We start from the raw sequence: 25,404 nt of genomic DNA, 5'->3' as shown, positions 1-25,404 counted from the left end.
ACCCGCTCACCATGCGTGATGCCTGAAGCCGACGACCGGGACGCCTGCGCCGCCGATGCCATCGCGCAGGCGCTCCCAATCCTCGCGACGGCCAATTGGATGCGCATGGAGGAGCCAGAGCGCGATGTCCTGGTCGGCGGGCGACTTGCCGAACCATATCGCGCGGATTCCATCGAGGAATTTCCTGGCCTCGAGGCGTGCCTCTTCCGTCCTGCCGAGATGATACAGTGCGGCCGCCTTCCAGCCCGGGAGCGTCTTCGCCACGTTGTTGGCGCGATCGATCCCCTCGATCGCCTCCAGGTAATTGCCTCGCATGAACTGAAGCACGGCGCGATAGGGCCAGTGCAGTGGCGGCGGTGACCAGAACACCTTGAGAGCTTCTGCCACGAGTTCGTTGCCGCGCTCGAAATTGCCGCAAAACCCCTGGCAGGACGCTGCCGACAGCAAGGTCCAGGGATCGTTGCCGTTGAGCTCGCATGCGAGATCGACGTGGGCGCTGGCTTCCGAATATTGCATCAGCATCGCCTGCGACCAGCCGAGGCAGAGCTGGGCCCTGGAATCGACGGGGTCGAGCTGCACCGCCGTTCTCGCAAGCTCGAGCGTGGACCTCGCCTTCGTCAGATCGCGGAACAGGCCCGGAAAGACGAGATGCTCGGTATTGTTCATTTGAACCAGCGCGCTGTAGCTCGGCGAAAAGTTCGGAGCGACGGCGATCGCTTCGGTCAGGAGCGCGGTCGAAGCGCGCCAATGTTCGGCGCTGAAGCTTCCGAAGCTTGCCTGTGCACGAAGCCAGCGGTCATAGATGTCCAGGGACACGTCCGGCGCGACGGCCACGCGCGTCAGCCGCTCGGTCGACAGATAGACGTTCACCGAGAGCGCCGTGCGTTGCACGATCCTTTGTTGCACCTGGAACCAGTTCTCGAGCTTCAGCTCGAACGTGTCGCTCCAGATATAGACGCCGGTGTTCGTCTCTCGCAGCGTCAGCACCATGCTGATCGTGTCACCCGCCTGATAGGCGGTCGCCGCCACGCTGTAGCGGGACGCTGCCGCACGCTCTCCCGGCGCCGCGGGTTGTTGCGCCGTGCCGTCTCCGACATACCACTCGCGAAATTTGGTCAGGCAGGCGATGAGATGATGTCGAAAGCCCGTCACGAGGTGGACGCGGTCCGCGCTTACGCCATTCATGCTGAACGGATCGACCAGGATCGCGATCTTGGCCGCCGCCCGGGATGAGGCCGGCGATTGTCTCGGCGCCTCATCGGCCGCCGAACCCCGTGCGCCGTCACGCGGCATCTGATCGCCCGCAACGGATGCGGCCTCGCCCTCGAATTGGCCGTTCTTGATGTCGGCGATCAATTGCTGGGTCTTGGCCGACGGCTCCATCCCGTATTCATCGTCGAGGATGTTCCACAAGGTCTTGTAAACACGGAGCGCACCGGACAGGTCGCCTTCTTCCGCGCGCGTCTGCATCGCGTAGCGGCACGCCTCCTCGTGGGTCGGGTCGAGATTCAGGATGGCCTCGGCCAGCGCGCGCCTGCTCGCCACGGCAAGCCCGAGGTTCCTGAGGCCGGCCTCGAGTGCACGCGAGATGCGATCGTGGAAGGTCTGCCGCTTGGCGAGAAGCCAGACACGGAACGACGGGTCGATATCGTCGAGCCCCGCGAGAAGAGTTTCCATGACACCTGGCGCGCTCATCAGCAGCGGATGCGCCTGTTGCGCTTCGGCCTCTCGCAAGGTGTCGAGGAGATCGACATGCAGCCGATCGCGGTCCATTTCGACAAGCATTTTCTCGATCTGCAGCCCGTCATATCCGGCCTCCAGGAACGCTTCCCGCAGCTCATGGAGGACCTGACGAAGCGACGCACGCGCCTTGTATTCGTCGGACTCGCTCCACAGCAGCCCGACCAAACGCTCACGTGTTTCCTGGTGGCGATCCGTCAATGCCAGGTAGCCGAGAACCGCCCGCGACTTTCGGCTCTTGATCCGAATTTCCCGCCCCGCGAATGCGACGGACAGACCGCCCAAAACGGAAATCGACAGGTTTTCGCTCGGCTTGGGAATTCCACCATCCCTTGCAGGGGACTTCGACAGAGGTGCTCGAGCGCTCACTTTCGATCCGCTCCGATAAACCGCTTTTGGGAATAACAGCAACTATAACAAACTAATTCCACGTGTATAGGCATCGCCGCCTCCGGTCCTGCGCCGAGCGGACACCAGACGTTCGGTCGCGACATCGGACGGCTCCATCTGGAGCGCGGGCGCGACGATCCGAACGACGGCAATACCGAACATGGGACGGGTCAGATCGATGGCAAACGTCTCGACGCCTCTGGCTGACAGTCTCTCGACCAATGCAGCAAGCTGCCGCGCGGGCGTGTCCGGGCTGAACTCGACGGCTGCGTGGCGGGGCGCGATCGGATGCAGCAGCTCACAACGCGCAGCATCGATCAGTGTGCTGCGAGCGATGTGGCGATGATCATGTTCGTTCAGCCGCTCGTCGCCGCCTTCCCGGCGCTTCTGCTCGACGACGGCATAGGCCAATTCCATCTGGCACATCTCCGTCAGCGCCGAGTGGACCGCATTCTCGACACTCAAACGTGCAGCCAGTCCGCAGGCGAAGCCGCTGCCATCGGCGCAGCAGGAGATCGCGACGATGCAAGGCACCTCCATGTCGGTGGTGATCTCGAGCAGCCAGGTTCGCCTGGTCGTGACGCTGCCGCGCGCCCGCGCAACCCAGGCTGCGGCCGTCGCAGCGGCGTGCTCCTCCAGCGCAACCTGCCGCCCGCGAAGGCCGCCGCGCCACCACAGGCTCGCCGCATCCCTCTCGACCAGCTCCAGCATCCCGTGCAACGCAGCCGTCTCGAACGAGGTGCCGGCCGCGCAGCCCGAGCTCAGGCTGAATGGCGGCGTGAGCGCGCTTCGATCGGGCGTGCGGCGCAGGCACAGGTCCGCCGGAAACGGCACCCGCCGGCCGCTCGATAGCTGCGTTGCTTCGATCCAATCGACGTTGTCGCGCGCCGACAGCCGCATGAACTCGGTTAGGACCGACCGGGATGCGGGATCGAAGGCGGCAAGTCCATCTGCGATCGGACCCTGGTGAAGACGATCCAGCACGGTCTCGAACTGGGAGAGGTATTCGACCCCTTCCCCGATGCATGATTCGAAAGCCTGACGAAGCGAGAGACCGGCGCCGGATGCACTCGAGCGCGCCTGATGCGAGAAAGTCGAATCGACACCGGTCGCACTGATCTCCGCGCCGAAGAACGTGACTCCCGGAGCATCACTGGAGACCAGCTGGAAAACGTCGGAAAATCTGGCCGCCGCTTCGAGCAGCGCGATGCGATTGCGCGTCTCCGACGGCTCCGTCTCACCCGACGGGAGGTAGTCGAGCCTCTCGAGGATGGATTCCAGCTCGCGATCGCGGCCGTGCGCTGGCGAGCCCGCCAGGTATGCGGCCAACCGCTCGAACAGATTGGTTGCCTTCGATGCTTCCATCGGTCGGTTCCGCTACCCGGCAGGGTACAGCTTCGATCGACAGCATGCCATCAAGGCCCCCGCAGAAGGTCAAGACATTCGTGCGATGACGCCGCGACCGTGCGAATTCACGCTGGCTTCACGCCCCCACATGATGATCGGCCCTCGACCATAACGGGTTAGATGGCCGGCATGTGGAAAAATGGCTTTGTCGTTGCAATGGCGGCGGAATTTTCGTTCGCGGCCTATCATCGACCGATTTCGATCCGACGCAAGATCCGGCGATGGATCATCGTATCCCGCTGCGGTCCGAACTCGGAGTTCATCACCATCGCGAGCGCAGCGGGCAAGGTTGAACCGGAGACCGAAGCTCCGATCGGCCTCGCGCCGGTCAACACGGCCGTTGGCATTCTCCTGTCGGAAACCGCGGAGGACATCACGTTCCTGATGCTTCGGCAGCAGCCGACCCATTTTCCGATCGCAGGAACATTCTTCCCGACCGACGGCTACAGCCGGATTTTCGAGTCACAAGGCAGGTTTCGCCTGCGCAGCGAAGGACGCCACGCGCACCGTGCGCGAGGCCTCGACAGCTACGTCCGCAGCGACGTGCCGGATCCCCAGCCGAACGCGCAGCGCGCAATGGGCTGGCACGTCGACGCTATCAGGCACAACTGGGTTGGCGAATTCTTCGAATGAGAGGCGAGCCCCGCGTTCAGCGGGGCTCGTGAGAAAGCCGACCCGATAGCGACCCGTCCGTCATTTCCGGACGAGCGACCGTCGCCTACTCCAGCCTGATATTCGCGGCCTCGATCACCTTCTTCCAACGCTCCGTTTCGGAGGCGATGTAGGCCTTGAAAGGTTCGGAATCGACCGCAACCGCGGCCGCGCCGAGCTCGGCCATCTTCTGTATCGTCTCCGGCTGCTGCATGAAGGCGCGGATCTCGCCCGACAGCTTTTCGACGATGGGCTTCGGCGTGGCCGCGGGAACGAAGAAGCCGTGCCAGGCCACCGCTTCGAAGCCCGGCAGGAATTCGGCGACGGCCGGGACTTCCGGATCGAAGGCGGCGCGCTTGGGCGTTGCCGTGGCGAGCATCGCGAGCTGGCCGGTCTTCACCTGCGGCAGCAGCAGTGGCACGTTGTCGAAGGCGAGGTCGATCTGCCCGCTCAACAGATCCGTCAGCATCTGGCTGGAGCCCTTGTAGGGCACATGCACCATCTTGGTGCCGGTCATCTGTTGAAACAGTTCGGCGGCAAGATGCTGCGAGGTGCCGACGCCAGCCGAGCCGAACGAGACCTTGTCCGGGTTCGCCTTCAGATAGGCGATCAGCTCCGGCACGCTGCGCGCCTTGATCTTGTTGGGATTCACCACGAGCACGTTCGGCACGACGCTGATCTGGGCGACCGCCACCAGGTCCCTGTCCGGCTGGTAGCTGAGCTTCGGCCCGTAGAGCGTGGGGTTGATCGCGAGCGCGGAGGTGCTGGCAAGGCCGAGCGTGATACCGTCAGGCGCCGCTTTCGCCAGCCGCGTCACACCGAGGATCGAGCCGGCGCCGCCGACATTCTCGACCACGAACGGCTTGCCGAGCTTCACTTGCAGATGGTTCGACACCATGCGCGCGAAGATGTCGGCGGTGCCGCCGGCGGCGAAGGGCACGATCACCGTCACCTGCTTGGACGGATAGCCGTCCTGCGCCTTTACCGGCGACGTCGCCAGCAACACGGCTGACACAAGACCAAGCCACATCGATCTCATCGAAGTTTCCTCTACTGTTACTGTTTTGTTGATTGGCTGCCGCGCGCTGCGGAGGTGACTAGAACGCGACCTCGTACATGTTCAGGATCGCATCCCGGCCGAGGTCTCGCGGATTATTGTCGAGCAGGCGGCGAATGGCGTGCGCCTCGTCGGCCATGACGCCGAGATCGCCCTTGGGCACGCCGAGCGCGGACAGACGCATCTCGATGCCGAGGTTCTTGCAGAAATCGTAAGTAGCGTCGAATGCGAGCTTCGCATCGTTCTGCGCCGGCAGGCCGAGCGCCGCCAGCACCGCGACCGTCTTCGCCTCGACTGCCGGCATGTTGAAGGCCAGCGTATGCGGGAAGATCAGGGCACAGGCGAGCCCATGCGCGACATGATGGCGCGTGCCCAGCGGATAAGCGACGGCATGCCCGGCAGTGGTGTTCACCGGCCCGAGGCAATAGCCGCCATAGAGCGAGGCCAGGGAGAGACCCGCGCGTGCCTCGCGATCGCCGCCGTCGGCGACCGCCCGCTTGAGGTATTGCCCGACCAGCCGCGCGCCCTCGAGCGCATAAAGGTCGATCATCGGATGCGCCTTGCGGCTGGTGTAGGCCTCGACGCAATGCGCCAGCGCATCGACGCCGGTGGCCGCAGTGACCTCCTTCGGCACCGTCATGGTGAGATCGGGGTCGACGATGGCGATATCGGCCAGCATGAAGCGGCTCTGCACCGCCTGCTTGTTCTGGCTGACGGGATCGGTGACCAGCGCGCGGGTGCCGGCCTCGCTGCCGGTGCCCGACGTGGTCGGGATCTGCATCAGCGGCACGCTGCGGCCGGCGACTTTTTCCGGCCCAACGATATCGGCAAAGGCCACGTCGCTGGTGCAGAGCACCGCAACCAGCTTGGCAAGATCCATCGCGCTGCCGCCGCCGAAGCCGACCACGAGATCAGGCTTGACGTCGCGTGCCATCGCGACGGCCTTCTCGAGATTGGGCAGGTCCGGCTCGGGCTTCACGTCGCCGAACACTTTCACTGCGCCTGGCAGCGCCAGCGCGTCGACGCGGCGCGCATTGAACGGATCGGAAATCACCAGCGGCCGCCTGGCGCCGATCCGCTCGGCGAAGCGCGCAGCCGCCGTGATGGTGCCGTTGCCGAATTCCAGGATGGTGGGACGTTGGATTTCGATGGGCGTGAAGGCGTTGGTCATCGTGCGTTCGATCTCATGACTTGGAGGCGGAAGCGCCAGCGGAGAGCCGCTCGGCATAGTCGATGGCCTCGATCAGGCTGTGCTCGTTGGCAATGCCCTTGCCGGCAATGTCGAAGGCGGTGCCGTGATCGACGGAGGTGCGGATGATCGGCAGGCCCAGCGTGATGTTGACGCCGGAGAGCTCCTGCCAGCGGCCGGTCGCGGGATCGACCTGGAAGCCCAGCAGTTTGACCGGGATGTGCCCCTGGTCGTGATACATCGCGACCGCAGCATCGTACTGGCCGGCGCGCAGCTTGACGAAGATGGTGTCGCCGGGCACCGGGCCGACGACGTCGAGACCATCGGCGACGGCCTTGGCAATCGTCGGTGCCGAAACGTCGATATCCTGCCGGCCGAACAGACCGCCCTCGCCCGCATGCGGATTGAGCGCGGCGATCGCAATCTTGGGCTTGGCGATACCGAGCCGCAGCAAGGCCTCGTTGGTGAGATCGATCACCATGCGCAGACGCTCCGGCGTCAGACGCTTCGGCACGTCTTCCAGCGCCACGTGGGTCGAGACATGGCTGACGCGCATGTTGCCGTGGGCGAGCAGCATCACCGATCCGCGCACGCCGGTGAGGTGCGCCAGCATCTCGGTATGGCCAGGGAAGTGATAGCCGGCCTTGTTGAGTGCTTCCTTGTTGAGCGGCGCGGTGACGATGGCCGCAGTTCGGCCGGCCTGGGTCAGACGCACGCCCTGCTCGATCGCCTTGTAGGCAAAGCGGCCGCCATCGGCGCTGAGCACGCCCGGCTTGATCGGGGTGCCCTCGACATCCGCCTGGAGGAAGCAGAGGTTCGGCCAGTCAGTATCGTCGGCACTTACCTCCGGAATCGCAACGGCAGCACCGAGCGCGGCCTTGGCACCATCGAGCGCGGCGCCGCTGCCGATGATCAGGATGCGCAGATCGCCTTTCGCGATCCGGTCCTTCAGCCCGACGCAGGCCTTGACGATGATCTCCGGGCCGATCCCGGCCGGATCGCCCATGGTGATGGCAAGATGACGAGAGGTCATGTCGGGCTCCCCAAATTCAGCAAATGATTGTCCCGGAGCAGATCGCGCCACAGCTCGCTGGTGCCGAACGCGCCGGATTTCGAGATGACGTCGACGCCGGCCCAGCGGCCGCCTTGCGGAATCGAGCGCGGTAGCCCCGGCACGATACGCCCCGTCACCTGGAGCGCATGCGCACCGAGCGCAACGCATACGGCCTTCAAGGTCTCGCCGCCAGCAACGATCAAGGTTCCGGGCGGATTGAGCACTGCAATCAGCGTTGTCAGCTCGCGCGCGATCCGCTGGGCGGCCTCGGCGCGCGAAAGGCCATCCGCGAGCGCGAATTTCACCAGCGCCACGCCGTCGTCAGCCAGCTTGCGTTGAACGCCTGCGCCCCCCTCACCTTCGGTCAACGCGATGGTGGCTTCGCCACATGCTGCGAGCTGGGAGGCAGTGGCGGCCTGGTCGGAACCGAACAGCCCCAGCACCGGCCGCTTCAGCCGGCTCGGCGCATCGGCGCGATGGCCGCGGGCGAGCGCGCCGGCCAGCCCGCCGCTTCCGCACCACAGCACCGGCCCGGGCATCTGCCGCGCCATCTCGACCACGCGATCGAGGTCGATGTCGCTCTCGGCATCGAACACCTGAACGCCACCTTGCCCGAGCGTGTCAGGGCCGCCCTGCCGCGCCTCGATACCTTCCAGTTTCAATTGGTCGAGCAGGTTGTCGCCGACGCGATGCCAGTCACCCTGTACGGTGCGCGCAAATTGCTGGCCGCCGACGGTGCGGCGTCCCTGATAGTCGAAGGCAGGCGCGACCACACACGAGGCCCAATCGCCGCCGCGCAGGCAGGCGCCGAGCTCGGCCGCCCAGGCACCGCGGAGCAGGCTGTCGACCTTCTTGTAGGCGATCGTCCCGCCCTGAAGCTGCGACGCCAGCCGTCCGACGATCTCGACGCTGTCGGCTTTCGACCGCTCGCGGGTGCCGCTGTCGATCGCGAGGCTTTGCGCGCCTGGAGTCGCGGGCGAATCCGCCCAGGTGACGTCGAACGGTCCGCACAGACCGACGAACTCCGCCGCGGTGTCGAGTGCGCCGGTGAGATCGTCGGCAAGCAGGCGCACGTCCGTCATCGTCATGCTGCTCCCGCGCCAAAGATCTTGCCGGGATTCATCAGGCCGCTCGGATCGAGCAAACGCTTGATGCCGCGCATCAGCTCGATATCGAGCGGATCGGCGACACGGGCCAGCCGCACGCGATTGGTGATCCCGATACCGTGCTCGGCACTGATCGCCCCGCCCTGCGCTGCGGTCTCGTCGTCGACGATCTCATTGATTTGCGCCACCAGGGCGGCGGTCGTCGCCGGCTCCTGGCAATGCGCACGGTCGATCAGGGCGATCACGTGGATGTTGCCGTCGCCGATATGGCCATGCATCACCACGCGGGCATGCGGTACCGTGGCCATGATCCGCGCCTCGACATTGGTGACGAAGTCCGCCTGGCGCTCCAGCGGCACAACGCTGTCGTGCGAGACGACATAGCCGCTGCGCTTGTTGCCTTCGGACACGCTGTGCCTGACGGCCCAGATCGCTTTCGCCTGCGCGAGGTTGGAGGCCAGGATGACGTCTTCGGCGATGCCGGCCTCCATCGCATCCGCCAGCGCCGTGGCGAGCGGCTCGTCGAGATCGACGCCCGCGAGCGTGTCGGTCAGCTCAACGATCAGATACCACGGCGTCGTCAGCTCGAACGGGATCGTGACGTGCGGCACGGTCTCCGCGATCACCTCGATCTGCGAGCGCGACATGATTTCGAGGCTGCCGAGCCGGTCGCCGACCACACCGCGCAGGCGCTGCATGATCTCGAGTGCCTGCGCGACACCCTGCAATTTCACTAGTGCCAGCGCCGAGCTGCGCGGCGGCGAGAACAGTTTCAGCACCGCCGCGGTGACGATGCCGAGCGTGCCTTCCGCCCCGATGAAGAGCTGCTTGAGCGCGTAACCCGTGTTGTCCTTGCGCAGCGCGCGCAGGCCATTGAAGATACGCCCGTCGGGCAGCACGGCTTCGAGCCCGAGCACAAGGTCGCGCGTCGGGCCGTAGCGCAGCACAGCCGTGCCGCCGGCATTGGTCGAGATGTTGCCGCCGATCTGGCAGGAGCCCTCGGCACCAAGGCTCAAGGGAAAATAGCGGTCGACGTCGCGGGCCGCATTCTGGACCTCGGCGAGAATGCAGCCGGCCTCCACCGTGATCGTGTTGGCGAGCGGACTGACGTCGCGGACGGCGCGCATGCGGTCGAGCCGGATCACGACATTGCCCGCGTGATCGTCCGGCGTCGCGGCTCCGCACATGCCGGTGTTGCCGCCTTGCGGCACGATCGCAAGGCGCCTGTCGGCGCAGTATCTGACGACGGAGGCGACCTCGGCGGTCGAGCCGGGCTTCACCACTGCGACCGCGCGGCCGCGATAGCGCCCGCGCCAGTCCACCACATAAGGCTCCTGGTCGGCTCCGGACGCGATGACGTGCTTGTCGCCGACGATCGCGGCGAGCCCGGCCAATGCATCCCGGAAAGAGTCGGACATCAGACCGCCTCGTCGTCCATACCGAGCCTAGGCGGAGGCTGCGAATGCCGCAGCATTCGCAAGCAGCTCTTTCAGCTGGTCCGGCTGCAAGGACTCCAATGGCGGCCGCAGGCGCTGCCAACCGGCATGCTTGGTGCGATCAGCCGCGAGCGCCTTCAGCGAGGCCATCTGCGGAAATTGCGAGACCAGCTCGCGCGCCTTCACGATGCGCGCCTGCGCCGCCTTGAGCGCCGGATCATCGTCGCTGTCGCCAAAGTGCTTGAAGACATAGGCAAGACTGCGCGCGACGACATTGGAGGTCGCGGTGATGCAGCCCGCACCGCCCTTGCGCAGCAGCGGCAGCATCAATGGATCGGCGCCGCCCAGGACAGCGAAGCCCGGAAACCGTTCGACCATCGCCGTCATGTTGGCGAAGTCGCCGGACGAATCCTTGATGCCGGTGAACGTGGCCGGATAGGCCTTGCGCAGCCGCTCGATCAGCGCATGCGAGATCGGCTGCGCCGACATCTGCGGGTAGTGATAGAGGACGACTTTCAGACGCGCATCACCGATGCGCTGCACCACTTCGCTGTAGGAGGCAAAGATGCCGTCATCGGTGACGTTCTTGTAGTAGAACGGCGGTAGCATCACCACGGTGTCGACGCCGACCGAGAGGGCGTGGCGCGTCAGCGCGATGGTGTCGCTGAGCGCGGCAACGCCGGTACCGGGCAAAAGCCGCCGCGGCGCGATGCCGGCGGCCACCACCGCCTCGAGCAGCGCCGTGCGTTCGGCCACCGAAAAGGAGTTCGCCTCACCCGTCGTGCCCAGCATCGCGATGCCGTCGCAGCCTTCGTCGAGCAGATAGCGACAATGGTCCACGAAACGCGCATGATCGGGAGCAAGCTCGGCGTCGAGCGGCGTCAACGCGGCGGAGAACACGCCATGAGGGTGCAGCGATGATGTCGACAAAACTTCCTCCGATCGTCCGAACGCTGTTGTTCGGAATGCGAACATTTGTTATTTACTGGTGCAGTCGTAAAATCAGCATGGCCTGACGTCAAGGGCATGGCTGTCATGGCGGGGCATTCGAGCATGGCCAAGGCTGCAAAGCGCATAGCGGAATCATCGGTGAAAAACCCAAAAAACCACGTCGCTTCCGTTGGGAAGGCCTTCGCGGTGCTCAAGAGTTTCAGCAGCGAGGCTTTCGAGCTGACCCTGAGTGAGATTGCCGCACGGGCCGATCTCGATCGCGGGACGTCGTTCCGCCTGATCCAGACCCTGACCGAACTCGGGTATCTCCAGGCCGTTCCGCAAAGCCGCCGGTTCCGTCTCGGCGTCGCCTGTCTCGACCTCGGCTACACCGTGCTGTCGCGCGGCTCGTTGCGGCCGATCGTCGAGCCGCTGCTGCGCGACCTCGTCCCGGCGGTCGGCGATGCGGCATCGCTCGGCATTCTCGATGGCGGCGACGTGGTCTATCTCGCGCGCGTCGGTGCCGGCCTCGACCGTCACAAGATGGACCGCCGACCGGGCACGCGCATCCCCGCCTACAGCGCCGCGCTCGGCCATGTCATGCTGGCGCATCTGCCACGCGACCAGCAGATCGAGCGGCTCGAGTTGCGTCCTCGCGTCAAACTGTCGGAGCGAACGCTGACCGATCTCGATGCGCTGCTCGCTCGGCTCGATCAGGTGAAGAAGAAAGGCCATGCGGTCTCCGACGGCGAGAATGCCTATGGCCTGCGCACGCTGGCAACGCCGATCTTCGACGCTCAGGGTTTTGTGATCGGCGGCTTGAGCGTCACGGTCGATGCGATGCGCATGGACATGGCGGCCTTCCGCGACCAGGCGCTGCCAAGGCTGATGCAGGCGACGGCCCAAGTCCAGGACCTCGCGATCAAGTCGGGATTGACGAGCTGAGTACGGTCATGGCGATTAGATCACGATGTGATCGAAGTCGGCGGCGATCCGCGTATTCGGAAACACCCTTGTCGCTTCCGCCAATATCTCTTCATCCTCGTACCGTCCCGACATGTGGACCAGCACGAGCTGCTTGACGTTGCTGGCGGCGGCAAACGAAGCGGCTTCGGTGGCCGTGAGATGGCCGTAGTCCCGCGCGGTCGCGGCGTCACGATCGAGGAACGTCGCCTCAATCACCAGCATGTCGGCGTCGGCGACATGTCGGTATAGACCATCCGTGGTTTCAGTGTCGCCGACCACGACGAGCTTCCTGCCGCCGCCCGGCGGGCCCAGGACGTCCTCCGGATCGATGGTTCGACCGGCGATCACGACCGGTCGTCCGGCGGCCAGCTCTCCGCGCATCGGCCCGTCCGGGACACTGAGCGCCGCAAGGCGCTCGGGCAGAAGGTGGCGGCGCGCGGGACTTTGGAAAGAGAAGCCAAAGCTGTCGGTGTCGCGGTGGCGAACCTGAAAGCAGTCGAGGGTGAAGTCGCCGGCATCGATGACTTGCCCCTCGGTCAGCGGTGCGAACGCCACAGGGATCGGCGCCCTGCCCGCGCCCCACAAGCCGGCGAGCATGCGAACGACGACGTCGAGCGTGCCCGGGCCCGCATGAACGGTCATCACGTCCGAGGTCTGCCGCAACCCCAGCGTCGAGAAGAGACCGGGGATGCCGAGCACGTGATCGAGATGCCCGTGCGTCAGCAGGATGCGGTCGAGCCGGCGAAAGCCGGCGCCACTGCGCAGCAATTGGCGCTGCGTGCCCTCGCCGCAATCAACCAGGATGCGCTTGCCCGCGGCCTCCACCAGGAGGGCCGGATGGTTGCGCTCCACCGAGGGAACGCTTGCCGAGGTGCCGAGAAATGTCAGGGCGAACATGGTCGTCAACGTCCAGAGACCGACCTCTCCCCGACAGCACCGCAACGGTCCGCACGGTGGATGGCCTCACCGTCCCCAATGCCATGCGAGCAGCAGCGCGTACAGGCCCATCGAGCCCGCATAGAGCGCGGCAAGCAGTGCATATCCCGCGATCTGGCGGCCGAGCGCTGCCTTCGGCTTGATCCACCAGTCGAGCGCCCTGAAGGCGGCCGGCACGAGAAACCAGCCGAGCAGCTGGGTACTCACCAGATTGCCGACGAACAGCGACAGCCAGACCGGCACGCCGTGGCTGTCGATCAGCGGCGCGCTGACGAAATAACCCCAGAGATAGACCACGGGATAGAGCACCAGCAGGACGATGAGGTTGCTCTTCCAGATCAAGCCAGGCCCTTGCTCCGGCGCCTGCGTCTTGCCGGCCGGGAACCAGAAATTGAAGCCGTAGCTTGCCCGCTTCACGTTCATGCCGGCGTTGAAGCGCGCGCCTTCCTCAAGCAGCGTCTGCCGCAAGGGCGAGTCGAGCCAAGCATTGAGGTTGGCATCGCTGTCGAACGACAGGATGACGATCCACTCGTCGTGCAAGCCCGGAATCGGCCGCTCGATCTTGTGACGCAGGAACCCCCTGAACTCGGCCTCCGCGGCCTGGATGCGCTGCTGCCATTTGAGGAACGCATCCTCGAGTCCATCCGGCACCTTGAAGGAGATCACGGCGGAGACCGCGCTGTCGCGCTGAACGCCGGTGTCGGGAAGGATATGGACGTCCTCCGACCCGACGAAGAAGCGCTGCACGTCCGCGATCAGCTTCGCCCGCACCTCGCTCTGAAGCCAGGCGCGGGCCGCGGCCGGATTCGCGAAGCGCAGGATGGTCACCCAGTCCACATGCGCCGGCGGCTGCGGCGGCACGACCTCCTGGCTGAGGAAGCCGGGCCACGCCTTCAGCGCCTCGCCGACCTCGCCGTTCCAGCGCGCGAACGCGGCAAAGCCGTCGTCGGCAATGCGGCGCTGGATGACGAGGGCGACCGCCTGGGCCGCTGGATCCGGAGATGCGCTCATCGCGACCGTCCGCTTCAGCTCTGCTTGTAGAGACGCTTGCCCATCACCCAGGTCTCGTCGACGCACCGGTCGTCGCCGACCATCATGACGGCGAACAGCATGTTCGCGGCGTCGTCGACCGTGCGCGGACCAGCACCGTCGGCGATCAGCGACTGGTGCCAGGGTTGCGCCAGCTGGCCGCCATTCGGATCGAGTGCGACGAAATCGGCTTCCTTGCCGGGTTCGAAATTGCCGAGCTTGTCGTCGATATAGAGGCCCTCGGCGCCGCCGAGCGTGACCGACCAGAAGCCGCGATAGGGCGAGAGCTTGTTGCGCTCAGCTTCCGCAAGATCCTTGCGCGCCGGATCGATGCTGCCGTCGAGCATCGTGTTGTTGCACATGCCGACCTTGTAGGCGTCGTCGAGCACGGAGATCATCGAGAAGCGGTTGCCGCCGCCGACGTCGGTGCCGAACGACATCTTCACGCGATGCTCGGGATCGGTGGCGCGGCCGAGACGGAACAGGCCGCTGCCGAGGAACAGGTTCGAGCACGGGCAGAACACCACCGCGGCGCCCTTCTTGGACATGCGGCGGAACTCGTTGTTCGAGAGATAGACACCGTGGCCGCCGGAGAACTTTGGCCCGACCAGGTCGAACTTCTCGTAGACGCCGAGATAATCCTGGCAGTCCGGATGCTCAACCAGCACGCCGCTGCACTCGGCCGGGTTCTCGGAGATGTGGGTGTTGACCCAGCAATCCGGATGCTCGTGCTTGAGGCGCTGACATGCCTTGAGCAGGTCCGGCGAAGCGCCGAAGGCGAAGCGCGGCGTGATGGCGTAGAGGTTGCGGCCCTTGTTGTGGTACTGCGCGATCAGCCGCTTGCTGTCGCGATAGAAGTTTTCGGGCGTGTCGATGAACTCGGCCGGCGCGTTGCGGTCGATCCCGGTGAGGCCCGCGATCACGCGCATGTTGCGGCGGGCCGCTTCCTCGAACAGCTCTTCGGTCGCGACCGGTGAGGAGCTGGTGAAGGCCTGGCAGGTGGTGGTGCCGGCGGCAAGCAGTGCGTCGAGAAAACGCTTCACGCCCTCGCGCGCGTAGTTGCGATCCTTGTACTTGATCTCCTCGGGGTAGATCGACTTCTGGAGCCACGGCAGCAGCTGTTCGCCATAGGCACCGAGCACGCGGGTCTGTGGCAGATGGATGTGGCCGTCGATGAAGCCCGGGACGATGATGCGGTCCTTGATATGGGTGATCTCGACGCCCGGATGCGCGGCGGCAATCTTGTCATGGGGACCGAACGCCTTGATGACGCCGTCCGTGACGACCATGAGGCCGTCCTGGTGAAAGCGCGCGGCAGCCTGCTCGTTGCCGATGTGCTTCCAGGGATCATCGACGAAGTCGAAGAATGTGCCGCGAATACCGACGGTGGTCATGAATGGGTTCCTTCCTTAAGTCTGCGTGGCGTGACGCGCCGCAGGCAGCGAGATCGCAAGCAGCGCGCCCGCAATTGCGCAGAGGCCGAGATAGAGCCAGCCGATCGGCGCCTGGGTCGCTTCGGGCAACACCGCCGCGATCGCCATGGCGCCGCTGACCGCGAGATAGCAGAGCGCGCTGATGAGGCCGCCGATCAGGCCGTGGTCGCGCTCGAACAGGCCGAGCGCCATGCCGTACATCATCGGGCACAGCACGCCGCACCCGCCGAGCACCAGCGCGCCGCCGATCGTGATCGACGCAAAATCGAGACCGACGGCCATGCCGGTCGCGGTCAAGACCACGGCGCCGGCGAGAAACAGCGCGAAGGCGCCAAAGCCCATCACGCGGGCCGGCATGAAGCGCGCGAAATGCGCGCAACCGAGCTCGCCCGCGAGATTCACGCCGCCAAGGCCGAGCGCGACGAGGCCGTAGATGGCCGCAGAATAACCGAGGCCGGTCTGGTAGAAGAACGGCGCGACGACGCCGAACGCCAGTTGCGCGCTGGCCGCGGCGGCGAACACCAGCACGAAGGCCAGGAAACCCGGACGGACGAGCGCTTCGCGGAGAATGCTCGCCGTGCGGCGCGGATCGAACGGCGCGCGCCGCTCGGCCGGCAGCGTCTCGGGCAGAAGCAGCACGACGATCGCAGCGACGATGGCCGCGGCGATGGCGATGATGACGAAGACCCCGCGCCAGGACGTCAGCTCGACGATGAAGCCGCCGGCCGCCGGTGCGAGCACGGGCGCAAGCCCCCAGGCGGCGCCAAGCAGTCCCGAGATCGCCGTGAGCTCGCGGCCGCGAAAGCAGTCGGCCGCAACCGCATAGGAAACCACGAGGCAGGTGCAGCCACCGATGCCCTGCAGGAAACGCAGCGCGAGCAGCAGCGATGCGCTGGTGGCGAGCGCACAGGCGATGCTCATCGCAATGAGAACCGATAGCCCCGCAAGCAGAACGTTACGGCGGCCGAGCGTGTCGGAGGCGATGCCGACCGGCACCAGCGCCAGACTCATGCCGAGCATGTAGGCGGTGACGGTGTTCTGCATCGACGCGGAATCGGTTGCGAGGTCCACCACCATCTGCGGCAGGCCCGGCGTATAGGCATCGAGCGGAATCTGGCTGAACGGCACCACGCATAGCAGGATCGGCACGATCCCGCCCTTCGCGCGACCAGCGTCCGAAGCAACTGCAGTCATGGCTCACGCCCCCTCGATGCCCGCGGGTCCCGTCTTTTCGTGCGCACAATGAGAGGCGACGATGCAGGTTGCGGATATTGACGCGCGGAGCGTGCCAGAACTGTGTGTAAAAACTCTTAGGGAGCCCGCCTCAATGCCGGCGGCGGACGCTCTGGTCCTCGCCGCCTGGGGATGCTCCAATTAAAAATGCGAAAACAACCCCATGCACAGTACAAATCATTGAAGAATTTCGCTCCGGCATGGCGCGTGCCTGGCCCAGGGGACGTTTGACACGTCGGGCAACACAGGCGCAGGACTGCACCATCCCCGCCTGTGAATTCGCGGTCGCACAGAAGCCATTAACCGTTCCTACGGCATCGCCGTTTCGAGCGCAGGCATCGATCAGGCGCAGATCAAAGCAGGAAGCCCTTGAGAGCTCCGAGAAACTGCCGCGGCGACTGAAGCTGCGGCACGTGCGCGCAGCCGGGAATGACCTTGAGTTCGGCGCGCGGCAAACCGGCAGCCAGCTCGTGCGACATGGGCGGAGGCGTCGCTTCGTCGTGCTCGCCGACCAGAACGAGGGCAGGAACTTTCACCGTGGCAAGTTCGGGGCGGAGATCGAGGCCTGCCAACGCGTCGCATGCACTGCGAAACACATCGGGATCGGTCCGCAGAAAAGCTTCTCGACGATCCCGCATCAGTTCGGGATGCCGCTCCTGAAACTCGGGCGCAAACAAGCGTCGCATCGCAACGTCGGTGATCGCCTCGAGGCCCTTCTCCCGCGAGACCATCGCCATGTTGCGAAACGCCTCGCGGCCGGGCTCAGAGAACGCCGCGCCGCAATCGGCGAGAACAAGCTTGCTGGCGATCTCCGGGTGCCGGATCGCCATCTGCAAGGCGACGAAGCCGCCATAGCCATTGCCGAGCACGATCGCGGCCGCACCGCCCGCAGCCACCTTCACGGCCTCCGCCATCCTGTCCGCGACAACGACGAGCCCGCCCCCGACCGCGCGTGAGCGGCCGAACCCCGGCAACTCCGGCACGATGGTGCGAAACGATCCCTCAAGCTCGGGCACGATCGCATCGAAGCTCGCGCGGTCCGACAACAGCGAGTGGAAGAGAAACAGCGGCGGCCCCTCGCCCGATTGCGCGGCGTTGACGGTCCCGTTGGCAAGAAGCCTGTCCATGTCCGGTCTTTCCTTAACTTCGTCGGCGGGATCACACCCGTTCGCGTGCCGTGGAGGCCCCCGATTGATAAATCAACTGTCAGGGAATTCAAGCATTTGGCTCTTGACGTGAAATATCAGGATTGTCAGATTGAAGCCAACGAGGTTCCTAGAATCATGCTTTTGCGCGAAAACATCTACGATCTTCTCAGGTCTGATATTTTAGCTTGCCGCTTTGCTCCGGGCGATGAAATGCGGGAACAGGATCTGGCCGAACGCTATTCGGTGAGCCGCCAACCTGTTCGGGATGCGCTTTTGAGGCTGCAGCGCGAGCACCTGGTGACGGTGCAGCCGCGCCAGGGCTACCGGGTCACGCCGATCTCGCTGTCGGACGCCCGCGACCTTCTCCGCTTCCGTCTTGCGCTGGAGCCGGCCTGCGTCGCAGAGGCGATCGAGAGCGCTCCCGACAGCGTCCTGAAATCGCTCGATGAATTTCGCCGCTTCTCCGGCGACCACGAAGACTTCATCGCCTACAACCGCGGCTTCCACTCCGCGCTGGCTCATGCGTCCGGCAATCGCCGCATGGCGACGGCGCTGTGCGACCTGATCGGCCAGGCCGACCGACTGGTCCGCGTCAGCGTGTCCAATCTGAAGGGTCACGATCCGGCAAAGCTCGTCGCCGAGCACGTCGCCCTGATCGACGCCATGCAGAGCCGCGAAACGCGAACCGCGGCGCGCATCATCAAGGCCCATATCGGGGCCACCGAAAAACGCGTTCTGCCGGCGCTCAAGCGCAACGCCGTCATCGTCGAGGAGAGATCATCATGAACATTCCGTCGAAATCCGCGTCGATCGACGTCGAAACCCATGGCAATTTCATCGACGGACGTGAAGTCGAAGCCGGCAACGGCGCGATGCTCGACGTCCGCAATCCCGCGACCGGCGACGTCATCGCCCGCATCCCCAATTCGACCGCCGAGGATATCGACCGCGCGATGAAGAGCGCGCGCGCGGCGTTCGAAGGCAAAGCCTGGGGCGGCATGGACACGCGCGCGCGTGCCAGACTGGTCAACAAGCTCGCCGATGCCTTCGAGGCCAATCTCGACAGCCTGTACCGGCTGGAAACCCTCAACAACGGCCGGCCGGTCAACGAGACCCGCGCCCAGCTCTCTCGCCTGCCCGATTTCTTCCGCTACTTTGCCGGCGTTGCGCTGGCGCGCCGCGACTCCGTCATCCCCGTCGAAGGCGCCTATCTGAACTACACGCTTCGCACGCCGATAGGCATCGTCGCCAATTGCACGCCGTTCAATCATCCCCTGATGATCCTGTGCAAGTCGCTGGCCGTGGTGCTGGCGACCGGATGCGTCACCGTGGTCAAGCCGTCCGAATACACACCGCTGACGACATTGAAGCTCGCGCAGATCTTCACCGAAGCCGGCCTTCCGCCCGGCGTCTTCAACATCGTTCTCGGCCTCGGCCAGAGCGCCGGCAAGATGTTGGCCGAGCATGGCGACATCAACAAGCTGGTCCTGACCGGCGGCACCGAGGCCGGCCGCATCGCCGGCAGCGCGGCCGCAAAAGTGTTCGCGCACCAGACCATGGAGCTCGGCGGCAAGACGCCGGTGATGGTGTTCGACGATTTCGACGTCGACCGCGCCGTCAATTACGCCGCGTTCGGCGCTTTCATCGGCGCCGGCCAGACTTGCGTCTGCGCCTCGCGCCACATCGTCCAGGCTTCGATCTATGACGAATTCGTCGAGAAACTGCAGGCCAAGACCCGCACGATCCGCGTCGGCGATCCCTTCGATGCGAGCACCCAGATGGGCCCCGTGATCTCCGCGCGGCAGCGCGACCGCGTTCTCAGCTACGCAGGCTACGGCCACGAGGATGGCGCGCGTCTCGTCACCGGCGGTGTTGCCGCGAAGGTGCCGGGCCACGACAACGGCTATTTCGTCGAGCCGACCGTGTTCGCCGACGTCACATCCGACATGCGCATCTTCCAGGAGGAAGTGTTCGGCCCCTTCACCTCGGTGACGCCGTTCAAGGACGAGGCCGATGCGCTTCGGCTTGCGAACAACTCGCCGTTCGGCCTCGCCGCAGCCATCCGCACCCGAGACGTCGCGCGCGCGCATCGTGTCGCCGCCTCCGTCAAGGCCGGCATCGTCTGGATCAATGATCACCACCGTCTCGACCCGGCCTCGCCCTGGGGTGGCGTCGATGATTCCGGCATCGGCCGCGAATGTGGCACCGAAAGCTTCAACGACCACTTCAACACCAAGAGCGTGATGGTCGCCACCCACGAGCAGCCGTTCGACTGGTATCGCGACACGGCCAACCAACAGCGCCTGAACTAGCAAGAAAACGACAAGCGGCCGACCGCCCATAGAAGGCGGGCCGCATCAACCAGAACAGCAGTCAAGGGAGAGCGTATATGTCGACATCGGTGAACGCCGGCAGCCGTCTGGATCGGCTGCCGATCGGGCCATTCCACCGCCGCATCATGCTGCTGATCGGCATCGGAATGTTTTTCGACGGTTTCGATATCTATATCGCCGGGACCGTGCTCAGCGTCACGCTGAAGACAGGCTTTTCAACCCTCGCCCAGAACGCGGTTTTCATCTCCGCGACCTTCGTCGGCATGATGCTGGGATCATTCGGCACCGGCTTCCTCGGCGACCGCTACGGACGCCGCTTCACCTATCAATTCAATTTGCTCCTTTTCGGCGTTGCCTCCCTTGCCGCGGCTTTCTCGCCGAACATGGCTTTCCTGATCGCCTGCCGCTTCGTGATGGGCGTTGGGCTCGGGGCGGAGAACGTCGTCGGCTATTCGACGATGACGGAATTCGTGCCTGCGCGCACCCGCGGCAAATGGCTCGGCTTCACCACCGTGTGCGTCGTCACCGGCCTGCCCGTGGCGCTATTGGTCGCGTCCGTGGTGGTGCCGCAATTCGGCTGGCGCTCCATGTTCGTGCTCGGCGGCGTCGGCGCGCTCGTGGTGTGGTACATGCGCAAGTCGCTGCCCGAATCGCCGCGCTGGCTGGAAGCGGTGGGACGCACCGCCGAGGCGGAAGCACTGATGCAAGCCATCGAGAAGGAAGCGGCACAGGGCCAGCCCCTGCCGCCTCCCGCGGCCACGACACCGGTCCCGGTATCTGCCGATCTCGGTACGCTGTTCACCGCGCCCTTGCTGTCGCGGATGATCGTCGGCGCCGTCTGCCTGATCACGATCAACACCCTGCTCTATGGCTTCGTGACCTGGCTGCCCGTGTTCTTCGTCAAGCAGGGCCTCTCGATCGCGACCTCGTTCGGCTATTCGCTGCTGATGGCGCTCGGCGCGCCGATCGGCTCGGCCATCGGTGCGTTGACCGCCGACCGCTGGGGCCGCAAGCCGACCATCATCGGCGCATCCCTGATCACGGTGGCGCTCGGAATCCTCTACCCCATGATCTCCGATCCGATCCTGCTGCCGGCCGTGGGCTTCGCGCTGACGGTGCCGATCTACGTGCTGGTCGCCCTCCTGTTCGGCATCTACATCCCCGAGCTGTTTCCGACCGAGGTCCGCCTGCGCGCCTCCGGCATCGTCAACACGCTGGGGCGCGGCGCCACCATCGTCACGCCGTTCCTCGTTGTCTCGCTGTTCGAGTCGCGGGGCGTGGCCGGCGTGATGGCGCTGATGATCGGGCTGCTGGTGGTGCAGATCATCACGGTCTGGGCGCTGGGAATCGAGCCGCGGCATCGCAGCCTCGAGGAGCTCAAGGCGGAGGAATCCGCTTCGCCGGTTTTGAAGGAAGCCTCCTGAGGCTCTCCACCGCGTTATGACCGGGCTTGCCCCGGCCATCCACGCCTTGCGACGCCGCACTGAGAACGTGGATACCCGGGACAAGCCCGGGCATGACGACCAGATGCGATAGGGTCGTAGCCCGGATGAAGCGATAGCGTACTCCGGGTTCTGGATCCGCGTCGGGAGATGTCCCGGATTGCGCTGCGCTCCATCCGGGCTACAAGGTCTCAGCCGGGATACAATGGAGCTCGTGATGACCGCAGATGCCGCTGACCTGGACTACGGCTCGATCAGCACACTTCTGAGCGCGCTGCACGCGCGCAAAGTGTCGGCGACCGAGTTGCTCGCGCATACGATCGCGCGCATCGAGGCGCTGGACGGGCGCATCAACGCGATCGTCGTCCGCGATTTCGATCGCGCGAGAGAGGCCGCACGCGCCGCCGATGCCGCGCTTGGCCGCGGTGAGCGGCAGCCGCTGCTCGGCATTCCCGTGACCTTGAAAGAGCCGTTCAACGTGGCCGGCCTGCCCACGACATGGGGCTTTCCGCATTTCAGGGATTTCCAACCGGCGGAGGACGCCCTCGTCGTCTCGCGGTTGAAGGCCGCGGGCGCCGTCATCATCGGCAAGACCAATATCCCGATCGGCTTGCGGGATTTCCAGAGCTACAACGACATCCACGGAACGACGAACAATCCGTGGGACCTCGGCCGGTCACCCGGCGGCTCCTCGGGCGGATCGGGCGCGGCGCTGGCCGCGGGTTTCGGTCCACTCTCGATCGGCTCGGACATCGGCGGCTCGATCCGGGTGCCTGCGCATTTCTGCGGTGTGTTCGGACACAAGCCAAGCCTCGGCCTGGTGCCGCTGCGCGGCTACAGCCTGCCGCCGGCACTGCCCGTCCCCGGCCAGGGCGATCTGGCTGTCGTCGGGCCGATGGCGCGCACCGCCTCCGACCTTGCGCTGTCGCTCGACGTGATTGCCGGCCCCGACGAGACGCGCGACGGGATCGGCTATCGCCTTGCGCTGCCCGCCCCGCGGCATGACCATCTCAAGGATTTCAGGATCCTCGTGATCGATACCCATCCGCTGATGCCGACGGGAGACGCGGTGCGTTCGGCCATTGGACGATTGGCGGAGCGGCTCGAACGATCAGGCGCAAAAGTCGCGCGCGCGAGCACGTTGCTGCCCGATCTTGCCGAGTCCGCGCGGCTCTACATGAAGCTGTTGAATGCAGCGAGGAGTCCGCGCCTGACACCGGCCGCACTCGCGGAAGCACAAGGAGTTGCCGCCGCACTCGCGCCCGACGACCGCAGCCTGCAGGCCGAGCGCGCCCGTGGCTGGGGCATGATCCATCGCGAGTGGCTCGCGATCGACGCGGCCCGCTTGCAGTTGCAACAGAAGTGGCACCAGTTCTTCCGCGACTTCGACGCCGTGATCTATCCGGCCGCCGCCGTGCCGGCCTTTCCGCATGACCATTCCGAACCGTTCGACGCGCGGCAATTGGACATCGACGGAAAGCTGCACCATTACGCCGACGCCTGCTTCATCTGGGCGGATCCGGCTTCGACATGCGGACTGCCGGCGACCGCCGTACCGATCGAGCGCACGCCGTCGGGCCTGCCGGTCGGGGTTCAGATCATCGGGCCTTATCTCGAGGACCGCACGACGATTGCGCTGGCCGAACTGATTGAGCGCGAGTTCGGTGGCTTCGTGCCGCCGCCGTCGCTGCAATCCTCAAAATGACAATGGCCGGCGGCCGTCACGTTCTGTCGGACGACTGCGCCTCGACCGCCTGCACGGCCACGATCGCCACCTGCCGTAACGCCTCGCGGTCGGAGCCAGAGGACGCCATCACGCCCATGCCAACCGAGACGGCCGAGACGTAACGCGCGAGCGCCGCGGGATCGGAGCTCGGCTTGAGATCGCCTTCGGCCTTGGCGCGAACAAAACGGTCGCGGAGCTGGTCTTCGTTCTGGGCGCGGCGGGCAGCGAGCTCGAAGGGGACGTTCTCGGAGCCGGTGCCGCAAGCGATGCCGCCCTGCACAAGCAGGCAGCCGGGCGGATTGGCGGGATCGGTCTGCTTGTCGGCGATGCCCATCAGCATCCGCTCGGCAACGTCGCGGGCGGTGGGTGCGGCGACCACCTCGTCCATCCAGACACCCCGCAATTTGGTGTAACGGTCGAGTGCGGCCTTGAGCAGGCCTTCCTTGTTGCCGAAGCAGGCGTAAAGGCTCGGGGGATTGATGCCCATGGCCTCGGTGAGCTGGGCAATGGTGGCGCCCTCATAGCCATGGCGCCAAAACACTTCCATCGCCTGGTCCAACGCCGTTTCGGCGTCGAATTCGCGGGGGCGTCCCATGCCCATGTGCGTGTCTCCTCGGAATTCACGTTCTGCCTGAAGCTTAACGCCGAATCCTATCTATTTGTTCTAGCTTTATTTTCTCTGCCGTCTTCCAATTCTTGCGGTATGCCGCTACAATTTTCTTAGTGAATGGTACATAAGTATCTTGCACTGCGACATCCAGCTCCACATCTGTAGTGAACACTACATATCTGGAGCGCGCAAATGCATCCCTCGCAAAACTCCCCCCGCACCGGCCGTTTCCGCCGCCTTCTCGGCGGCGCCGCCATCGTGGGCGCCCTCGCCGTGGCCGGCTCGATCGCGACCGGCCACTACTTTCGTGCCGCGCAGGCGACCGCAACGGCAGCTAGCGCCGAGCAGGCCGTCCCTGTCACGGTCGCGCTGATCGAACCGAAGCAGACCGTGCTCTGGGACGATTTCTCCGGCCGGCTCGAGGCCATCAACCGTGTCGAGCTTCGTCCCCGCGTCGCGGGTGCGATCCTAGCGACCAACTTCACCGAAGGCGCGCTGGTGAAGGCCGGCGACGTGCTGTTCAAGATCGATCCGGCGCCTTACGCGGCGGAGGTCGACAAGGCCAACGCCCAGCTCGAGGCTGCCAAAGCGCGCGTCGTGTTCACCCAGAGCGAACTCGAGCGCGGCGCGCAGCTGGTCGGCAACGCCGTGGTCACGCGGCGTGACTACGACCAGCGCGACAATGCCAATCGCGAAGCCATCGCCAACGTGAAGGCGGCCGAAGCGACGCTCCAGACCGCAAAGCTCAATCTCGACTACACCGAGGTGCGTGCACCCGTGGACGGCCGCGTCGGCAAGTTCGAGATCACTGTCGGCAATCTCGTCGCCGCCGGCACCGCCTCCCCGGTGCTGACCTCGCTGGTGTCGGTCAATCCGATCTACGCCTCGTTCGATGCGGATGAAGAGGTCGTGCTGCGCGCGCTGAACTCGATCGCGGATGCCTCCGGCCAACGCGGCAAGCTCGACCAGATCCCGGTGGAAATGACGACATCCGGCGGTCTCTCGGCGAAGGGTCACATCCAGCTGATCGACAACCAGGTCAACGGCCAGAGCGGCACCATCCGGGTTCGCGCGGTGTTTCGGAACGAGGACGGGCGTCTCATCCCCGGCCAGTTCGCTCGCGTGCGCATGGGCCAGCCGAAGCAGCAGACGCTGGTCATGATCGACGAGCGCGCGATCGGCACGGACCAGGACAAGAAGTTCGTGATGGGGGTCGGCGACGACAGCCGCGCGGTCTATCGGCCGATCACGCTCGGCGGCACGGTCGACGGCCTGCGTATCGTGACCGCGGGGCTGAAGCCCGGCGATCGCATCATCGTCAACGGCCTGCAGCGCGTGCGTCCGGGTGCGCTCCTCAAGACGGAGGTCGCGGCGATGGGTGCGCGTGGACCGCAGCAGGCCTCCAACCACAGCAACCACGACGTGGTGCAACGCTAAGTAACGTCATTCCGGGGCGCGACGAAGTCGCGAGCCCGGAATCTCGAAGTTTGGAAACTCCTACCACTTCACCTCTGGATTCCGGGTTCGCAGGCTTCGCCCACGCCCCGGAATGGCGGTGGAGTTGTCGGAGAACCGCAGGATATTGCCC

General features: G+C 65.3%; 21 protein-coding genes. 7 read left to right on the top strand and 14 right to left on the bottom strand.

The genetic code is table 11. From position 1 onward, the window contains the following. Positions 1 to 6: 6 nt before the first annotated feature. Together AB7008_RS22490 and AB7008_RS22485 are read right to left on the bottom strand one after the other, a co-directional pair. Complete coding sequence (locus AB7008_RS22490) at positions 7 to 1,908, bottom strand: BTAD domain-containing putative transcriptional regulator (protein WP_441259556.1); 1,902 nt, start codon at positions 1,906 to 1,908, stop codon at positions 7 to 9. Positions 1,909 to 2,151: 243 nt separating this feature from the next. Continuing rightward, positions 2,152 to 3,495 (bottom strand): YcaO-like family protein, encoded by a 1,344-nt coding sequence (locus AB7008_RS22485; protein WP_441259555.1) that lies wholly within the window; start codon positions 3,493 to 3,495, stop codon positions 2,152 to 2,154. 171 nt (positions 3,496 to 3,666) lie between these two features. On the opposite strand from AB7008_RS22485, the gene AB7008_RS22480 reads away from it, so the two are divergent. Beyond that, positions 3,667 to 4,170 (top strand): hypothetical protein, encoded by a 504-nt coding sequence (locus AB7008_RS22480; protein ID WP_304493893.1) that lies wholly within the window; start codon positions 3,667 to 3,669, stop codon positions 4,168 to 4,170. A gap of 85 nt (positions 4,171 to 4,255) precedes the next feature. Here the strand turns inward: AB7008_RS22480 and AB7008_RS22475 are convergent, their stop codons facing one another. Genes AB7008_RS22475 through AB7008_RS22450 form a run of 6 tightly spaced genes read right to left on the bottom strand, consistent with a single transcriptional unit; the run spans position 4,256 to position 10,960 of the window. Next, complete coding sequence (locus AB7008_RS22475) at positions 4,256 to 5,227, bottom strand: Bug family tripartite tricarboxylate transporter substrate binding protein (RefSeq protein ID WP_441259554.1); 972 nt, start codon at positions 5,225 to 5,227, stop codon at positions 4,256 to 4,258. Positions 5,228 to 5,285: 58 nt separating this feature from the next. Then, the gene (locus tag AB7008_RS22470; RefSeq protein WP_014496019.1) at positions 5,286 to 6,416 is read right to left on the bottom strand and encodes an iron-containing alcohol dehydrogenase; all 1,131 of its coding nucleotides are present in this window, start codon (positions 6,414 to 6,416) and stop codon (positions 5,286 to 5,288) included. A gap of 13 nt (positions 6,417 to 6,429) precedes the next feature. After that, positions 6,430 to 7,467, bottom strand: a complete 1,038-nt coding sequence (gene pdxA, locus AB7008_RS22465) for a 4-hydroxythreonine-4-phosphate dehydrogenase PdxA (protein ID WP_304493891.1) — start codon at positions 7,465 to 7,467, stop codon at positions 6,430 to 6,432. Then, entirely contained in the window at positions 7,464 to 8,570 is a 1,107-nt protein-coding gene (locus AB7008_RS22460; RefSeq protein WP_441261231.1) for a four-carbon acid sugar kinase family protein, read from the bottom strand. Before AB7008_RS22460 ends, pdxA begins: the two co-directional genes overlap by 4 nt. A 2-nt stretch (positions 8,571 to 8,572) precedes the next feature. After that, positions 8,573 to 10,012 carry an FAD-binding oxidoreductase gene (locus AB7008_RS22455; RefSeq protein ID WP_441259553.1) on the bottom strand — a complete coding sequence of 480 codons (1,440 nt, stop codon included), beginning with the start codon at positions 10,010 to 10,012 and terminating at the stop codon, positions 8,573 to 8,575. Positions 10,013 to 10,039: 27 nt separating this feature from the next. Further along, positions 10,040 to 10,960 carry a dihydrodipicolinate synthase family protein gene (locus AB7008_RS22450; RefSeq protein ID WP_028157746.1) on the bottom strand — a complete coding sequence of 307 codons (921 nt, stop codon included), beginning with the start codon at positions 10,958 to 10,960 and terminating at the stop codon, positions 10,040 to 10,042. Between the two features lie 159 nt (positions 10,961 to 11,119). Between AB7008_RS22450 and AB7008_RS22445 the strand changes: the two genes are divergently transcribed. Continuing rightward, positions 11,120 to 11,905: an IclR family transcriptional regulator gene (locus tag AB7008_RS22445; protein ID WP_441259552.1), complete on the top strand. Its 786-nt coding sequence runs from the start codon at positions 11,120 to 11,122 to the stop codon at positions 11,903 to 11,905. Positions 11,906 to 11,920: 15 nt separating this feature from the next. On the opposite strand, the gene rnz is transcribed toward AB7008_RS22445, so the two are convergent. The 5 genes from rnz to AB7008_RS22420 form a co-directional block, all read right to left on the bottom strand. Next, entirely contained in the window at positions 11,921 to 12,823 is a 903-nt protein-coding gene (gene rnz, locus AB7008_RS22440; protein ID WP_304493888.1) for a ribonuclease Z, read from the bottom strand. 66 nt (positions 12,824 to 12,889) lie between these two features. Further along, positions 12,890 to 13,873 (bottom strand): antibiotic biosynthesis monooxygenase, encoded by a 984-nt coding sequence (locus AB7008_RS22435; RefSeq protein ID WP_014496026.1) that lies wholly within the window; start codon positions 13,871 to 13,873, stop codon positions 12,890 to 12,892. A gap of 14 nt (positions 13,874 to 13,887) precedes the next feature. Further along, a complete protein-coding gene (gene guaD, locus AB7008_RS22430) occupies positions 13,888 to 15,285 on the bottom strand; it encodes a guanine deaminase (RefSeq protein WP_304493887.1) in 1,398 nt (465 codons plus the stop codon). Between the two features lie 15 nt (positions 15,286 to 15,300). Next, positions 15,301 to 16,518: a multidrug effflux MFS transporter gene (locus tag AB7008_RS22425; protein ID WP_248882796.1), complete on the bottom strand. Its 1,218-nt coding sequence runs from the start codon at positions 16,516 to 16,518 to the stop codon at positions 15,301 to 15,303. 392 nt (positions 16,519 to 16,910) lie between these two features. Continuing rightward, complete coding sequence (locus AB7008_RS22420) at positions 16,911 to 17,684, bottom strand: alpha/beta fold hydrolase (protein WP_441259551.1); 774 nt, start codon at positions 17,682 to 17,684, stop codon at positions 16,911 to 16,913. 156 nt (positions 17,685 to 17,840) lie between these two features. Here AB7008_RS22420 and AB7008_RS22415 point away from each other — a divergent pair, with 156 nt between their 5' ends. From AB7008_RS22415 to AB7008_RS22400, 4 genes are all read left to right on the top strand, one after another. Then, entirely contained in the window at positions 17,841 to 18,491 is a 651-nt protein-coding gene (locus AB7008_RS22415; RefSeq protein ID WP_014496031.1) for a GntR family transcriptional regulator, read from the top strand. Next, on the top strand, positions 18,488 to 20,017 hold the full coding sequence (locus tag AB7008_RS22410; protein ID WP_304493884.1) for an aldehyde dehydrogenase: 1,530 nt from the start codon (positions 18,488 to 18,490) through the stop codon (positions 20,015 to 20,017). Before AB7008_RS22415 ends, AB7008_RS22410 begins: the two co-directional genes overlap by 4 nt. A gap of 77 nt (positions 20,018 to 20,094) precedes the next feature. Further along, positions 20,095 to 21,462, top strand: coding sequence for an MFS transporter (locus tag AB7008_RS22405; RefSeq protein WP_028157753.1), 1,368 nt, complete (start codon positions 20,095 to 20,097; stop codon positions 21,460 to 21,462). A gap of 235 nt (positions 21,463 to 21,697) precedes the next feature. Then, positions 21,698 to 23,185, top strand: a complete 1,488-nt coding sequence (locus AB7008_RS22400; RefSeq protein WP_304493883.1) for an amidase — start codon at positions 21,698 to 21,700, stop codon at positions 23,183 to 23,185. Between the two features lie 16 nt (positions 23,186 to 23,201). Here AB7008_RS22400 and AB7008_RS22395 read toward each other — a convergent pair whose 3' ends face one another. Beyond that, positions 23,202 to 23,807 (bottom strand): TetR/AcrR family transcriptional regulator, encoded by a 606-nt coding sequence (locus AB7008_RS22395; RefSeq protein ID WP_038955139.1) that lies wholly within the window; start codon positions 23,805 to 23,807, stop codon positions 23,202 to 23,204. Positions 23,808 to 24,008: 201 nt separating this feature from the next. Between AB7008_RS22395 and AB7008_RS22390 the strand changes: the two genes are divergently transcribed. Further along, a complete protein-coding gene (locus AB7008_RS22390) occupies positions 24,009 to 25,253 on the top strand; it encodes an efflux RND transporter periplasmic adaptor subunit (RefSeq protein ID WP_248882786.1) in 1,245 nt (414 codons plus the stop codon). Positions 25,254 to 25,404: the final 151 nt, after the last annotated feature.

Origin of the sequence: Bradyrhizobium sp. 521_C7_N1_3, from assembly GCF_052075975.1 — a bacterium.
GTDB lineage: Bacteria > Pseudomonadota > Alphaproteobacteria > Rhizobiales > Xanthobacteraceae > Bradyrhizobium > Bradyrhizobium japonicum.
This window is presented reverse-complemented; position numbering and strand designations above follow the sequence as displayed.